Genomic DNA, 14,228 nt, shown 5'->3' on the forward strand with positions numbered 1-14,228 from the left:
ATTTCCGTTCCGTCGAGTGACGGAAGGCGGCCCGACCGAGCCGCCTTCCATGGAAGGTCAGCCGCCGTGCGCGTTGAACATCGATTGCGAGTAGATGACGCCCAGGCCATAGGCGCCGCCATGCGTCTTGGCGATGCCCGTCGTGAGCTCGTAGGTTTCGGCGCGTGCCCAGTCGCGCTGCAGCTCCAGGAGGTATTGCAGGGACGTCATGGGGCGCGCACCGGCCTGGACCATGCGCGTCACGGCACGCTCGTGCGCCTCGGTGGAGACATCGCCGCATGCATCGGTCACCACGTAGACCTCATAGCCCTGCTCCAGCGCCGACAGCACCGGGTCGACGATGCAGACCGACGTCCACAGGCCGGCGAGCACGACGCGGTCCTTGCCGATCCTGTTCAGCTCCTTGATGACGTTCGCGTCCTCCCATGCGTTCATCGACGTGCGATCGATGAGCTTCTGGCCGGGGAACGGGTCGGTGACCTCCGTGAACATCGGCCCAGAGAAGCTCTTCTCGGCGACAGTGGTCAGCACGGTGGGGACCTTGAACCCCGCCGCTGCGCTGGCGATCAGGCCGGCATTGGTGCGCAGCGAGACCGCGTCGATGGACCGGGTGGCGAATGCCATCTGCGACTGAAAGTCGATCAGGACGAGCGCATGGTCGTTGGGTGTCAGCAGCGCGGAACCGGCGTTGGGCTTGGCGGTGATGGGCATGGGGATCGTTTCCTTTGAGGGTTGGGGTTGGGTTGCGAGCCAGGTCGAACACGAGGATCTCCACGCCGCGGCCCTGGCTCAGCCGCAGTCGGGTTTCACCATCGAGCAGCAAGGCATCGCATGCGCTCAATGCATGAACGTTGGTATCGAAGTGGCCGCGCCACGTTCAGGAAGTTCAGGCTCGCGCCGAGCTCGCCTTGATGAAGCTCGCGATGCAGTCGACCGACTCCTGGACGTACTGCAGCTGCGGGCCGTGCCCCGTGTGCGGGAAGGTGAGCAACTGCAGGGTCGGCAATTGCCGGTTCAGGGCGTACCAGTTTTCGACGGGGAAGACGATGTCGTGGTCACCGCCGATATGCAGGATCGGCGTCTTCGTCTTCTTCATGGCCTCCAGCACGGCCGGCGCGGGGAACACCGGGCTGCGAGGGCCTGCAGCGATCGCACTGATGGCCCAATCGGCGGGGACCTCCACGCTGAGATCGTGCTTGCGTTCTTCAAGGCGAGCGGCCGCGCGTCTGGCCGCCTCGCGACTGGACTCCGAAGCGGGCTCGAAGAAAAGCGCCGTCGTGTCGCCCAGATCGTTCTTCGGCTTGGCGGCCAGGTCGAAGAACAATTGCTCGCCGAGCTTGGCAAGGTCACCGGGAGGCGTCGTGGCCAGGAGAACGACATGACTGACCTTGGGACCAGCCATCGCCAGGACGATCTGTGCAGCGATGCCTCCGACGGACCAGCCGCCGATCACCACTTTCTGAAGGCCCAATGCGCCGATCAGCTCGATGGCGTCCTTGGCAAGCGATGGGGGGCTGTAGGTCCGCTCGCCAGTGGACAGGCCGATGCCGCTGTAGTCGAAGATGATGACCTGGAACCCATGCGACGCCAGTCCGTCGAGAAACGCCGGATCCCACGAATCCATGTTCCCCCGGAAGCGCTGGCACAGCACGATCGGGTAGCCCGATCCGATGGACCGCCAGGCAAGCTTGCGACCGCCGACTTCAACGAATTGATTGGGGGCCGAGACGGCGCTCGATGAGGTAGTGACCGGCTTCATGGTTGCTCCTTGTGTGCAGTGCTCTGCAGGGCAGCGCCATCAGGCCTTGATGAAGGCCAGCAAGTCGGCGTTGATGACCTCCGCTTGCGTCGTCGGCATGCCGTGCGGGAAGCCCTTGTAGGTCTTCAGCGTGCCGTTCTTCAGCAGCTTTGCGGACAGCGGCCCGGCATCGGCATAGGGGACGATCTGGTCATCGTCGCCGTGCATCACCAGCACGGGCAGCCCAATCTTCTTCAGGTCGTCGGTGAAGTCGGTCTGCGAGAACGCAACGATGCCGTCGTAGTGCGCCTTGGCACTGCCCATCATTCCCTGACGCCACCAGTTCTGGATGATGCCTTCCTGGGCTTTCACGCCCGGGCGGTTGAAGCCGTAGAACGGCCCCGCGGGGAGATCGCGGAAGAACTGCGCCCGGTTCGTGGCCGTCTGCAGTTGCAGGCCATCGAATACGTCCTTGGGCAGGCCGCCTGGATTCGACGCGGTCTGGACCATCAGCGGCGGCACGGCTGCGATGAGGCAGGCTTTCGAGGCTCGCTTCTCGCCATGGCGCGCCAGGTAGCGCACGACCTCGCCGCCGCCGGTGGAATGGCCCACGTGAATTGCGCCCTTGAGGTCGAGATGGTTCACGACAGCGGCGAGGTCGTCGGCGTAGTGGTCCATGTCGTGTCCGCTCCAGACTTGCGCCGAGCGGCCATGCCCGCGCCGATCGTGCGCAACGACGCGGTAACCCCTGGCGAGGAAGAACATCATCTGCGCGTCCCAATCGTCGGAGCTCAGGGGCCATCCATGCGAGAAGACGACAGGCGTCGCATGGGCGGGGCCCCAGTCCTTGTAGAAGATCTGGACACCGTCCTTGGTGGTGACATGGCTCATGGGTGGATTTCCTTTCGGGGTTTCTGCGCTGTTCTGCGCGGTGGATGCAGCAGACGCTGCGAATGGCAAGGCCGCTGCTGCTGCAGCGCCCGCCCCGACAAGCAGCAACTGGCGGCGCGTGATCTCTGCAAAGGCAGGCGTCGGCGTGGACACGGGCTTCATGGGGTCAAGACTTTTCATGGTGGTACGGCAGCGGTGATGGACAAGTTCACTGTAGGTACCCGCGGTCATCGCTTCGTCTCCCATCGGGAGGGTGGCTGCACCGTCCGGGCGCATGGAGAAGGTCACGAGAGCGCCTCAGGCTGCACGCAGCTTGAGCACCCGGGCCATCACCTCGTTCTCCCATGCAGCGAGCTCCTCGACCGATCTCCCGACGGTCTGGCGGAGCGCGCCGTCGATGAGCGACTGGCGCAGCGCCGGTGTCAGTTCGGGATGGCCAAGCTGATTCATTTGCTGGAACAGGCCCCCCATGAGGTGGTCGGCGAAATGCTGGATTCCACCCGTGCCTCCACCCAGATGCCACTGCAGCGTGGGTCCGATGACGCCCCAGCGCAGGCCGGGCCCGTAGCAAACGGCGATGTCGGCGTCCTCGACGCTGAGCACGTCCTGCTGAATGAGATACGCGACCTCGCGATAGAGCGCCGCCTGCAGCCGGTTCGCGACGTGGCCCGGCAGTGCCTTGCGCAGCAGGATCGGCTTCTTGCCGACGCCTGCATAGAACGACATGGCCTGCTCGAGTGCGGCCTGCGAAGTCTTCGCGCCGCCCACCACTTCGACGAGCGGCACCACATGCGGCGGGTTGAACGGGTGGCCGACCACGCAGCGTTCGGGATGCTTGCACAGGGCCTGCATCACGTCCATCGTGAGCCCTGAAGAGCTTGATGCGATCAGGCTGTCGATGGGCGTCGCGTCGTCCATGTCGGCGAACAGCCTGGCCTTGAAGTCGGGACGCTCCGGACCGTTTTCCTGCACGAAGTCGGCATCGTGCAGGGCGCGGCGCATGTCGGGCTCGAAGCGCAGGCGGTCGCGGCTGGCACCCTCGGCGAGCCCGACGCGCGTGAGCAGCCCCCACGCGTCGTCCACGAACTTGCGTAGCGCGGCTTCTGCGTTCGGTGCGGGGTCGGTCGCAACGACGTCGAATCCCCGGGCGAGATAGTGCGCGGCCCAGCCGGAACCGATGAGACCCGTGCCGACGATGGCGATGCGGCGGATGGGCTTGGCATAGGACATGAGGTGGTGCTCCTGCGATCAATGGGTTGGCAGCTTGCGCAGCGGCAAACCGGCTGCGCATGAGTCATTGGATCGCGACGGACGTGCGCCCAGCGTCTCCCGAACGAAGGGGCGCCTGACGTTCGAAAGGACTGGGCGCTTCAACCCTTCCAATGGGAGACGTCGCTGGCGTGTCCTCCGCGATTCAATCGCTCAATGAGGTCGCCGGATGTGTGTCTGCCGGCGCCACCTCTCCTTCATTCAGACACACGAAGGAATCGTGATGAAAAGCAATCTGACCACGGCCGCGCTGGCCGCCTTTCTCGCTCTGTCCGCCACCGTGGCTTCGGCGCAGCTGAGCCGTGCCGAAGTGAAGGCGCAACTCAGGGCCGCGCAAGCCAGTGGCGAACTCGAGGCTCTCGCCGGTGAGGACAGTGGGTCCGCCTACTTGACCTCACACTTTCACTCGACCGGAGCGCGCAAGGTTGTGCAATCCGAAGTCAAGGAAGCCCGCGCGACGGGCACGCTGAACGCGCTGACCGGCAGCGACAGTGGCTCGTTCTATCTCTCGCGTCATCAGACGCTGGACACGCCGCGCGCAGAAGTGAAGTCCGACCTTGTGGCAGCCACGAGGAACGGCACACTGAATCAGCTGTATGGCGAAGACAGCGGCTCCTTCGCGCTGTCTTCAAGCCAGCACCGCGCCACTCCGCGAGGGGCAGTGGCGGCGAACTGAGCTCTCCGTGTCCGCCGGCATATCGAGCCAGTGGTACCGCCGGTACCTGGGGCATGCATCTTCGGGACCCTAGTGCTGAGGCACGAAGCCGCGCCGCGTGGCCTCGGCAACCGCCTCGGTCCGGTTGCGCACGCCCAGCTTGTCGAGCACGGACCTCACATGCCCCTTCACCGTGCTGAGCTCCAGCGACAGGTTGCGAGCGATTTCCTTGTTCGGCTTTCCTGCGCCCAGCATGCGCAGGATCTGGGACTCACGCGGCGACAGTTCCGCGCGAGTCGTGGTCTGCACGTACTGCGCAGCGATGTCGGGCGCGAGGACCATGCCGCCCTCGACCACGCGCAAGATCGCGCGCAACACCTCTTCCGGCGCGGCATCCTTCAGCAGATAACCGCGAGCGCCAGCGCGCAAGGCGTGCCCGATGTCCTGTTCGGTGCTGTAGGTGGTCATGATGAGGATCCGCGCGGCGGGGTCTGCCTCGAGCACGCGTCGCACGACTTCCAGGCCATCGAGCCGCGGCATCCGCAGATCGAGCAGCAGGAGGTCGGGCCGCAGCTCGAGCCAGGCGTCCAGCGCGCTTTGCCCGTCGCCGCATTCCGCCACGACGTCGATGGTTCCCCAGTGCTCGAGCACCCTTCGAACGCCGTGTCGGAAGATCGCGTGATCGTCGGCCAGGATCACGCGGACTGGATCGTGGATTCTTTCGCTCATGCCGGGGTCTCCTTCAATGGCAACAGGACATCGACGCGCGTTCCGTGCGGCAGGCGCGGCTCGACGAGAAAGCTTCCACCGCAGCCTTCTGCGCGCTCGCGCATCGCCCGGAGCCCGCCGCGTTCGCGAGCACCCTGGATCACATCGTGGACGACGTTGTCGCCGTCGTCTTCGACGCGCACCCGCAGCCAGCCACCGTCGCGTTCCAGCCGCACGGTCACGAGCTGGGCTCCCGCGTGCTTGAGTGCGTTCTGCGTTGCCTCCTGGACGATGCGGTAGGCGCAGTCCTCCACCACTGCGGAGACATGGGGCGCTCCAGCGCGATTCTCGAAGGCGAATCGCGTGCGTCCGGCAATCGACAGGCTGTCGACCAGCCGTTCCAGGGCGGGCACGAGGCCGGCGCTTTCCACGAAGATCGAGCGTAGTGCGAACACCGAGCGGCGCGCCTCCTCGAGACCGCCGACAGCCAGGGACTCGATCTCTTCGATGGACTGCAGCAGCCGCTGCGTGCGCAGTCGGCCGCCGAGCCGCGCGGCGCGTGCCTGCATGATGACGGAGAGGAAGGCCTGCGCCAGGCCGTCGTGGATCTCGCCAGCCATGCGCGAGCGCTCCGCCTCGATGGCCGACCGGCGCGCGGCTTCGCTGGCGCTGTGGCCCAGGTGCTGCATCCGGATCGCCAGGGCGGCCTGCTGGGCGAGCACGCGCACGACGTGCAGCCGCGCATGCGAGGGCCTGCCCTGCGGGCCGAAGATCAGCGGGAGCTGCCCGAAGGTCGTGCCGCCGAGGCGGATCGGCACCAGCAGCGCCTCCCGGTAGCGCCGGCGCTCGTACCACCCGCGCATCACCACTGGAGATCGGCGCTCGTCGAGCTGCTGCCAGTGAAACTCTTCGGCCTTCTTGGTGGCTTCCCAGACTTCACTCACGAATCCGTCCAGCGGAATGACCCGGTCGGCCGACTGGACGGGAACGAGGCCGCCGCCACGCTGCATGTTGCGTTTCAGGAGGCCGGCGACCTCGAGCTGCGTCTCGTCGGCTGACCGCATGGCGAGCCATCCTGCCGACGCGCCGCCGATCTCGACGGCCTGCCGGACGATTGTTTCCAGGAAGCGGTCGAAGCCTTCGGACTCGAGCCGATCGCTGGACGTGCGCAGCGTGTCGTTGACCAGCTTGAGGCTGGTTGCCGGGTTGCAGTCGAGCCCGATGCAATTCATTTGCTTGCCCTTCGCCATGAGTGGGGACGAAAGGCAGTCTAGGCTCGGCCTCCGCGCGGAGCGAGAGGCACCACCGCAAAACGATATTTCAGGGCTGTCAACAATGGGCCGGGAGCAAGCCCTTCCTGCGCGCCACCACGATCGCCTCGGTACGGTTGCGTGCGTACAGCTTTCCGTAGACCCGCTTCAGGTGGGTCTTGACCGTGCCCTCGCCAATGCCGAGCGCCTGGGCAACGGAGCGATTGCTTCTTCCGAGAGCGATGCCCTCGAGCACTTCGGCTTCACGGAGCGTCAGCGGCTCCGGTGCGTCCCGCATCGACAGGCGGCTCTTCATGCGGCCGAGCTCCCTCACTTCTCCGTTGCGTACCGAGTGGATGCAGTCAACGATCTCCGTCAAGGCGGCGTCCTTGAGAAGGTAGCCACGTGCCCCGGCGCCGATTGCGCGTTCGACGTCGACCTCGCGGGCCAGCGTCGTGAGCATGATGACGGCAGCCTGCGGCTGCCGTGACCGGATTCTTCGCAGCGCTTCGACGCCATCCAGCGTCGGCATGCGCATGTCGAACAGTCCGACGTCGGGCCTGGTCTCCTGCCACAACGCGATCGCTTCGTCCCCGTTGGACGCTTCTCCCACAACGCAAAGGTCGGCCTGCGATGACAGCAACGCGCGCAAGCCGGCGCGAATCATCGAATGGTCGTCCGCGATCAGGATTCGGGTTGGAGTGCTCATGGCACGCAACGATAGACCGCCGCGCCCTGCCCGCCAACCGCCTTTGGGAGGGGGCGCGGGCAGGTCTTGAGGCGGAGACCATGGACGGCCTGATCAAGCACTCTTCCCGTCTTCCTCATGCGCGGCTCGAGTGCGCCAATGTGAAGCCCTCTACGTGCGCGAGGTGGGACAGCTCCTGAGCGATCGTGCTCATCGCATTGGTTCGCGCGCTCGAGTTCGCAAAGATCAGGCACTCGAGTTCGAAGTGAGTGCCGTCGAAGCTGACGCTCAGGCTCTCGGGCGGGATGCGAAGTCCGCGTTCGTCCATGAAGCGGCGGATGTCCTCGGGCCTCGGCCTGTGTCCCTCGCGAAATCGAAGCGTTCCCGCGATTGCCGCATGCGAGGGCAAGTGCTGCTCGATCCGGGGCACGATGGCCGTGCAGACCACGAAAAGAGCTGTGAGCCCCATGGCCGGCAGGTAGAACCCCACGCCCACCAGGATGCCGATCGCGGAGGAACCCCAGATCGACGCCGCGGTCGTCAGGCCGCGTACGTTGAGGCCGCTCTTCACGATGATCCCGGCGCCCAGGAAGCCGATGCCCGTGAGGATGCTGCCGATGACCTTGGTCGGATCCGCGTCGGTGACGGTTTGGACCGTGCCCCGTACCACAACGCGGGGTAACCTGCCAGCAAGGTGACCGCGCAAGAGGTTGCGCAGACCAGGCAATAGACCTGGCTGCCGGCGGCGCGCCCGCTGAAATAGCGCTCGTAGCCAACGAACCAACCCAGCAGCAGCGCGATGGCCGTGTTCACCACCATCCACACGGCCGCGCCGTGCCAGCCGAGGTTCAAGCCGGGCGAAAGCATGCGCGCCCCTTCTCGACATGAAGGCGATGGACCTGGCGGCCTGTCTTCATGGCAGCTGCGACACCTGGTCTTGCGCAGTCCATCCGCCGCCAAGTGCGCGGTAGAGGTTCACTTCCGTTGCGAGCAGTTCGGCATTGAGCTGCAACACGTTCTGCTCGACGGCGAACAAGTTGCGCTGCGCCAGGAGTTCGTCCAGATAAGAGGCAAAGCCTTCGCGGTAGCGCCTTCCGGCGATGCGCAGCGCGTCCTCGAGCGCCACGCGCTGGCCTTGGGCCTGCACCAGTTGCTCGCTTTGGAATGCGTAGGCACTGAGCTGCGTCTCGACCTCGGCGAAAGCCGTGAGCACCGAGCGCTCATAGGCGATCAGCGCCTGGTCGCGCCGCGAAGCGCTGGCGTCCGCCAGGGAGCGCAGCCGGCCGCCGTTGAACAGCGGCGCGAGCACGCTGTCGCCCACGCTCCAGAGAGCGAAGGGATCGCCGCGCAGCACGCTGGCGCCGGCGCGGCCCAGCGTGGCCGACAGGTGCACCGAAGGCAGCATCTGCGCGCGTGCTGCGGCCAGTTGCGCATCGGTGGCCGCAAGCTGCAGTTCGGCGCTGTAGATGTCGGGTCGGCGCCGCATCAACGTTGATGGCAGGCCGCCTGCGGGCAAGCCGGGATCGGTCAAGGCCAACAGCGGCGCGCCTCGCTCTATCGGTCCGGGCGTGCGCGCGAGCAACACGTTGAGCGAGCGCTCCAGGTGCTCGATCGCCTGCTCGAGCTGCGGGATCGCCTGGGCGGTGGCGCGCAGTTCCGCCTCGGCCTGCGCCGACTCCAGTCCGCTGCCATAGCCGCGCTGCTCGCGCGATCGCGTCAGCGCCAGCGAGCGCTCACGTGACGCCAGCGTGCGGCGCGCCAGCTCCAGGCGCGCGTCGAAGGCACGCAGCTGGATGTAGCTCGCGGCTGCGGTGGCCGCGACGCTCAGCGCCACCGCGTCGCGTGCCGCCGCGGTGGCGTCCGCACTGGCCTGCGCGGCCGAGCGCAAGTCCGCGATGCGGCCCCACAGGTCGACTTCGTAGGCCGCGATGAACTGGCCCTGGTAGTTGTCGGACAGGAAGGGCCTGCCCGTGACCTCGCTGATGCTGCGCGCGCGCTCGGCGCCAACGCCGAAGTCGAGCGTGGGCCAGGCCGCGGCATCCTGCACCCGCGCCAGCGCACGCGCCTCGGCCAGGCGCGCGGCCGCCTGGCGAAGGTCGAGATTACGCGCCAGCGCCTCGTCGACCAGCCCTGCCAGCACCGGATCGCCGAAGCCCTGCCACCAGAGGCGTTGCACCGGAACGCTGCCGCCGGCAGCCAGCCACTGCTGCGGGGCGGGTGCGATCGCGGCCAGATCCGCCACCGATCGCCGCTCGGGCGCCCCGCAAGCCTGCAACAGCAGCAGGCAGAGCAATGCAAGCCAGTGGCCGGGCTTCATGGCGCGGAACTGCTTGTGTCCACGCTGGCGAAGACCGACATGCCGGGCCGCAGCCTTGCAGCCAGCGTGTCGCTCATGTCGACGGCGATGCGCACCGGCAAGCGCTGCGGGATCTTGGTGAAGTTGCCGGTGGCGTTGTCTGCCCGGATCACGCTGAACTCGGAGCCGGTGGCCGGCGACAGGCGCTCGACGCGGCCCTTGAACTTCGCATCGGCGAGCGCGTCCACGCGCAGCGCGGCCGGCTGGCCCTCGCGCATGCGGGAGGTCTGCGCCTCCTTGAAGTTGGCCACCACCCAGACCTGCGCCGGCACCAGCACCATCAGCTGCGTGCCGGGCGTGACGTACTGGCCCAGCTTCACGCCCACCTCGCCGACATGGCCATCGCGCGGCGCGCGGATGCGGGTGTTCTCCAGATCGATTTCCGCCAGCTGCACGGCCGCTTGGGCTGTCTCGACGCTGGCCTCTACGCTGCGGCGGTTCACGATCACCGCGCGCAGATCCTGCTGCGCGGCCGCATGGCCCGCGCGCGCCTGGCGGATCGCCGCCCCGGCCTGGGTGCGCGCCGCCTCGGCCTGGCGCAGCAAGCCCTCGGTCTGGTCGCGCTCACGCTGCGAGATCGAACCGTCCGGCACCAGAGCATCGGCGCGCCGCTGGTCCGCCTGGGTGCGCGAGAGCTGGGCGCTCGCGTTGACCTGCTGCGCCAGTGCGGTGGCGACCGAGGCCTCTGCGGTGCTGACGCCGGCCTCGCGCACGCGCCGCGCCTGCGCAACGTTGTCGAGGTTGGCCTGCGCGGCCGCCAGGCTCGCCTGCGCCTGCGCGACCCGCTGGCGGTAGTTGCGATCGTCCAGCTGCACCAGCACCTGGCCGGCCTTCACCTCGGCGAAGTCCTGCACCAGAACCTGGGCCACGTAGCCGTCGACCTTGGGCGCGATGACGGTGATGCTGCCGCGCACATAGGCGTTCTCGGTCGACTCGATGGCCGTGCGGAACGGTGGCAGGCGCCACGCATAGAGCACAAGCAGCACGCCGGCCAGCGCGAGCATCAATACCAGCGCGGTCGCGCGGTTCAAGGGGTTCCTGGGGGCGTCCATGGCAGCGCTTCGCGGGTCAGCCGGCATGGGCCGCAGTTGCATGCGCGGCTGCGGCGGCGCGCGTGCGCAGCCGGGCGCGCCATGTCAGGTATGCGAACCATACGAATATCGCCGCCGCCAGCATGGCGATGGACTGGAACACGTCGTTGTAGGCCAGCACGAAGGATTCGCGCGTCACCTGCTGGCCGAACAGCGCCAGCACCTGGTCGGCGCGCTCGGCCGGGTCGTTCACGAAGCGAGCGATCGATCCTCCAAGTTGCACGAGCCTTGCGGCCACCAGGGGATCGGCGCTGGCCAGGTGCTGGACCAGCGCGGCGTAGTGCCACCGCTGGCGGTCGGCCACCACCGTCGTGATCCATGCAGTGCCCAACAGGCTGCCCATGTATTGCGAGGCGCTGAAGGCGGCCAGGAAGCTGATGATCTGGCGCCCGCCATCCCGGATGACTGGCCCGAAACCCAGCAGGCACGAGCCGGCAAAGAACAGCGCAAGGGCCAGCGACAGCAGCGTCTGGGTGACATAGAGATCGACGGGGCGTGTGAGCGAGGTGGCGCCGGAGTCCGTCCACGAGACCGCGACGATGAGTGCCAGCGACAACAGCCCGAGCCAGTAGGTGGCGTCGCGCGCGGCGAACACGATCGAGATCACGAAGCCCGTGATCGTGGCGACCGCGGCGCAGGCGAAGAGCAGCTGCATCTGTTCGTTGCTCTGGCCCAGCACGGTCATCAGTCCGACGATGCCCACGTTCTGCTCGGACAGGATGATGCGGAACAACAGCACCGCGACGATGAAACGCAGCATGTAGGGCGAGCCCAGCCAGCGCAGGTCGATCAAGGGGTTGCTGCGCCGCAGTTCCACCGCGACATACAGGCCGATGCAGCCGATGGCGCAGGCCAGGCAGACGCCCAGCCAATCGGCATCGCGCCACCAGTGCATGCGCCCCTGCGACACCACGACGCAGAGCAGCGCCAGGCCTGCCGCGTACAGCGGGAAGGAGATCAGGTCGCCAGCCGAGAAGGCCTTCTGCCTCGGCGATGGCGCCAGCGACACGGCATTGATCGCGCAGAAGCTGAGCACCGCAAGCGCCACGTCGACCAGGAACAGGCCGTGCCACTGTCCGATTTCGAGCAGGTTCGTGGAGATCACGCGCGACAGCGGCAGGCCCACCTGCAGCATCGCAAAGCCCAGCAGCAAGCCCGCGATCACCAGCTTCCGGGGAAAGGCCTCCATCATGTAGAGCACCGTCAGCGTGCTGAGCGGCGCCGCCGCAATGCCGAGCGCAGCGCGCACCAGGACCGCGGACATGACGGTGTTGGTCAGCAGGTGCAGCCCGGCAACGACCAGGAAGCACAGCAGCCCCAGGCTGGCGAAGAGCCTGAGACCGAAGTGCAGGCGGACCTTGACCAGGAGCAGCGTCGACCACAGCGCCGTCGAGAAATAGGCCGTGGTCAGCCAGCTCGCCTCGGCCGCCGTGGCGCCCAGCGATCCCTGGATCGACGCGAGGTTCGAGCCCACGAGGTAGAGACCGAGGCTTTGCGTGACCCCGATCACGACGGCGGTCACGCCGCAGGCCAGTCCATGGCGCAGGTCATAGGCTTCGGCCGGAACCGCCGGTGGAGGCGGCGGGGCCGACACGGTGGCGACCGTTGCCGCGTGCGGGGTGTGGGACATGGTCATGGCCCCGGCCCCGCACCATCGTCGAGGACCTCGAGGCCGGTGAAGATGTTCTCGTGTGTCATGGGATGTCGGTCGGAGTGGCGGATTGCGTATGCCCATGCTCGGCATTCCGTGTCCTCGAGGCGTCTCCCTTTGGGAGCGGTCCGGCACCCGCCCGCTTGGCAAACCCCGGCTCACCAAGCGAAGGGGGTTGCCTCTGAAGTTCGTTCCTTCAGTGGGAGCAGTTGTTCTCGCGCATGCCGCGACGACTTCCGTGGGCGGTGGGCACGACCCGCGCGGATCTGCGGGCTGGGTGGATGTCGTTGTCACAGCCATGTCGCTGCGAGCATGACTTTTGCGCGAAACGGCAATTTCAATCGCGAGGTCGAAATTCGATACTGACCTTGCACCCCGCAGCGCCGAGCTTGCACACAAGCGCTGACCGTTCAACCCACGGAGACAACGTCATGACCGGATTCCATCCTGGTGGCTTCGCCACGCCTGCAAAGCGCACAAAGCCCTGCCTGCCACTTGCTTTTCAAGCCCCCTTCGCAGAGGTGTCCGCATGAGCACGACCGCAACACGGCCGGGCCCGTCGGTGGACATCGGGCGCATCCTCGACGATGGCCCTTTCACGACCATGCAGAAAATGGTCGTGCTGCTCGCCTCCCTGTCGATCGTGCTGGATGGCTTCGACGGCCAGCTCATCGGCTATGCGATTCCCGACATCATCAAGGAGTGGGGCATCACCCGAGGCGCCTTTGCGCCGACCGTTGCCGCCGGGCTGGTCGGCATGGGCATCGGCAGTGCTGGCGCCGGCCTGTTCGCGGACCGCTTCGGCCGCCGGCTGGCCGTGGTCGCGAGCGTCTTCCTCTTCGGCGCCGCCACCTGTGCCATCGGGTTTGCGCCCGACATCCTCACGATTGCCATCCTGCGATTCATTGCCGGACTCGGCATCGGCGGCGCACTGCCGACATCGACCACGATGACCGCCGAGTTCACGCCGGCGCGCCGCCGGACCCTGGCTGTCACGGCCACGATCGTCTGCGTGCCACTGGGCGGCATGCTGGCCGGGCTCTTCGCCAGCGTCGTGCTGCCCTTGTACGGTTGGCGCGGTCTCTTTTTCATCGGTGGCGCGATCCCCATGGTGATGGGCATCCTGCTGCTGTTCAAGCTGCCCGAGTCGCCGCGATACCTTGCCCGTCACAGTGGGCGCTGGAGCGAACTGGCCGGCTTGCTGTCGCGCATGCAGCGGCCGACCGTCGCCAACACGGTCTTCACCGACCTCACCGAACAGGCTGTCGAAAAGCGCAAGGGCTTCGGCGCCTTGTTCGAGACCGGACGCAAGCGCGACACCATCGCGATCTGGTGTGCGTTCTTCATGTGCCTGTTGACGGTCTACAGCGCGTTCAGTTGGCTGCCAACGATGCTTGCCTCCGAAGGCCTGCCCACGCAGATCGCCGGCTCCGGCTTGACCGCGTGGAACCTCGGCGGCGTGCTCGGTGGACTGGGTTGTGCGCTGGTCATCGCCAGGTTCGGATCGCGCTGGCCCATGGTCATCGCCAGCGCCGGCGCGGTCGGCATGGCGTTCCTGCTCAAGAACGTCAACGTGGCCCAGGACACCAACCTGCTGATCTTCGGTCTCGGCGTGCTGGGGCTGTTCGTCAATGCCGTCCAGTGCACGTTGTACGCCCTGTGCGCCTTCATTTACCCGACCAACATCCGGGCGACCGGCACGGCGGGAGGCCTCTCGTTCGGGCGACTGGGCGCCATCCTGAGTGCATTCGCCGGTGCCATGGTCATCACCGCTGGCGGTGCCGCCGGCTACCTGACCTTGCTGGGTTCGTCGATGCTGCTGGTGACTGTCGCACTGCTGGTCGTCAAGCGCCACATCCCCAGGCTCGCGCCGAGTCAGGCCGTGCCGCTGAACCCCGCTCCTGTCGCGGTAGGCAAGTAATCCATTCCCG

At 66.9% G+C, this 14,228-nt stretch carries 13 protein-coding genes; 2 read left to right on the plus strand and 11 right to left on the minus strand.

Features of this window, described 5'->3' with window-relative positions; all coding sequences use genetic code 11:
- Positions 1-57: 57 nt before the first annotated feature.
- The 4 genes from QTI66_RS09150 to QTI66_RS09165 all read right to left on the minus strand — a co-directional run bounded on the left by QTI66_RS09150 (position 58) and on the right by QTI66_RS09165 (position 3,859).
- On the minus strand, positions 58-711 hold the full coding sequence (locus tag QTI66_RS09150) for a hydrolase (RefSeq protein ID WP_286559159.1): 654 nt from the start codon (positions 709-711) through the stop codon (positions 58-60).
- A 175-nt stretch (positions 712-886) separates the two neighbouring features.
- A complete protein-coding gene (locus QTI66_RS09155) occupies positions 887-1,759 on the minus strand; it encodes an alpha/beta fold hydrolase (protein ID WP_286559160.1) in 873 nt (290 codons plus the stop codon).
- A 39-nt stretch (positions 1,760-1,798) separates the two neighbouring features.
- Positions 1,799-2,629 (minus strand): alpha/beta fold hydrolase, encoded by an 831-nt coding sequence (locus QTI66_RS09160; RefSeq protein ID WP_286559162.1) that lies wholly within the window; start codon positions 2,627-2,629, stop codon positions 1,799-1,801.
- Positions 2,630-2,926: 297 nt separating this feature from the next.
- Entirely contained in the window at positions 2,927-3,859 is a 933-nt protein-coding gene (locus QTI66_RS09165) for a 3-hydroxyacyl-CoA dehydrogenase NAD-binding domain-containing protein (protein ID WP_286559163.1), read from the minus strand.
- Positions 3,860-4,121: 262 nt separating this feature from the next.
- Here QTI66_RS09165 and QTI66_RS09170 point away from each other — a divergent pair, with 262 nt between their 5' ends.
- Positions 4,122-4,574 carry a hypothetical protein gene (locus QTI66_RS09170; RefSeq protein ID WP_286559164.1) on the plus strand — a complete coding sequence of 151 codons (453 nt, stop codon included), beginning with the start codon at positions 4,122-4,124 and terminating at the stop codon, positions 4,572-4,574.
- Between the two features lie 69 nt (positions 4,575-4,643).
- On the opposite strand, the gene QTI66_RS09175 is transcribed toward QTI66_RS09170, so the two are convergent.
- From QTI66_RS09175 to QTI66_RS09205, 7 genes are all read right to left on the minus strand, one after another.
- The gene (locus QTI66_RS09175) at positions 4,644-5,282 is read right to left on the minus strand and encodes a response regulator (RefSeq protein ID WP_286559165.1); all 639 of its coding nucleotides are present in this window, start codon (positions 5,280-5,282) and stop codon (positions 4,644-4,646) included.
- Positions 5,279-6,511 carry a GAF domain-containing sensor histidine kinase gene (locus QTI66_RS09180; protein WP_286559166.1) on the minus strand — a complete coding sequence of 411 codons (1,233 nt, stop codon included), beginning with the start codon at positions 6,509-6,511 and terminating at the stop codon, positions 5,279-5,281. The genes QTI66_RS09175 and QTI66_RS09180 overlap by 4 nt, the downstream gene beginning before the upstream one ends.
- Before the next feature lie 79 nt (positions 6,512-6,590).
- Positions 6,591-7,220 carry a response regulator gene (locus QTI66_RS09185; RefSeq protein WP_286559167.1) on the minus strand — a complete coding sequence of 210 codons (630 nt, stop codon included), beginning with the start codon at positions 7,218-7,220 and terminating at the stop codon, positions 6,591-6,593.
- Positions 7,221-7,335: 115 nt separating this feature from the next.
- Entirely contained in the window at positions 7,336-7,869 is a 534-nt protein-coding gene (locus tag QTI66_RS09190) for an MgtC/SapB family protein (protein WP_286559168.1), read from the minus strand.
- A 243-nt stretch (positions 7,870-8,112) separates the two neighbouring features.
- Entirely contained in the window at positions 8,113-9,516 is a 1,404-nt protein-coding gene (locus QTI66_RS09195) for an efflux transporter outer membrane subunit (protein WP_286559169.1), read from the minus strand.
- A complete protein-coding gene (locus QTI66_RS09200; protein ID WP_286559170.1) occupies positions 9,513-10,607 on the minus strand; it encodes an HlyD family secretion protein in 1,095 nt (364 codons plus the stop codon). The genes QTI66_RS09195 and QTI66_RS09200 overlap by 4 nt, the downstream gene beginning before the upstream one ends.
- A gap of 16 nt (positions 10,608-10,623) precedes the next feature.
- Complete coding sequence (locus QTI66_RS09205; protein ID WP_286559171.1) at positions 10,624-12,282, minus strand: MFS transporter; 1,659 nt, start codon at positions 12,280-12,282, stop codon at positions 10,624-10,626.
- Positions 12,283-12,826: 544 nt separating this feature from the next.
- Between QTI66_RS09205 and QTI66_RS09210 the strand changes: the two genes are divergently transcribed.
- Positions 12,827-14,218, plus strand: coding sequence for an MFS transporter (locus QTI66_RS09210; RefSeq protein WP_286559172.1), 1,392 nt, complete (start codon positions 12,827-12,829; stop codon positions 14,216-14,218).
- Positions 14,219-14,228 lie beyond the last annotated feature (10 nt).

This window comes from Variovorax brevis (assembly GCF_030317105.1).
Lineage (GTDB): Bacteria > Pseudomonadota > Gammaproteobacteria > Burkholderiales > Burkholderiaceae_C > Variovorax > Variovorax brevis.

What these genes read in the sequence shown, in the direction of transcription:
- QTI66_RS09150 (WP_286559159.1), bottom strand. Translation starts at nt 711, where the DNA reads ATGCCCATCACCGCCAAGCCCAACGCCGGTTCCGCGCTGCTGACACCC.
- QTI66_RS09155 (WP_286559160.1), bottom strand. Translation starts at nt 1,759, where the DNA reads ATGAAGCCGGTCACTACCTCATCGAGCGCCGTCTCGGCCCCCAATCAA.
- QTI66_RS09160 (WP_286559162.1), bottom strand. Translation starts at nt 2,629, where the DNA reads ATGAGCCATGTCACCACCAAGGACGGTGTCCAGATCTTCTACAAGGAC.
- QTI66_RS09165 (WP_286559163.1), bottom strand. Translation starts at nt 3,859, where the DNA reads ATGTCCTATGCCAAGCCCATCCGCCGCATCGCCATCGTCGGCACGGGT.
- QTI66_RS09170 (WP_286559164.1), top strand. Translation starts at nt 4,122, where the DNA reads ATGAAAAGCAATCTGACCACGGCCGCGCTGGCCGCCTTTCTCGCTCTG.
- QTI66_RS09175 (WP_286559165.1), bottom strand. Translation starts at nt 5,282, where the DNA reads ATGAGCGAAAGAATCCACGATCCAGTCCGCGTGATCCTGGCCGACGAT.
- QTI66_RS09180 (WP_286559166.1), bottom strand. Translation starts at nt 6,511, where the DNA reads ATGGCGAAGGGCAAGCAAATGAATTGCATCGGGCTCGACTGCAACCCG.
- QTI66_RS09185 (WP_286559167.1), bottom strand. Translation starts at nt 7,220, where the DNA reads ATGAGCACTCCAACCCGAATCCTGATCGCGGACGACCATTCGATGATT.
- QTI66_RS09195 (WP_286559169.1), bottom strand. Translation starts at nt 9,516, where the DNA reads ATGAAGCCCGGCCACTGGCTTGCATTGCTCTGCCTGCTGCTGTTGCAG.
- QTI66_RS09200 (WP_286559170.1), bottom strand. Translation starts at nt 10,607, where the DNA reads ATGGACGCCCCCAGGAACCCCTTGAACCGCGCGACCGCGCTGGTATTG.
- QTI66_RS09205 (WP_286559171.1), bottom strand. Translation starts at nt 12,282, where the DNA reads ATGACCATGTCCCACACCCCGCACGCGGCAACGGTCGCCACCGTGTCG.
- QTI66_RS09210 (WP_286559172.1), top strand. Translation starts at nt 12,827, where the DNA reads ATGAGCACGACCGCAACACGGCCGGGCCCGTCGGTGGACATCGGGCGC.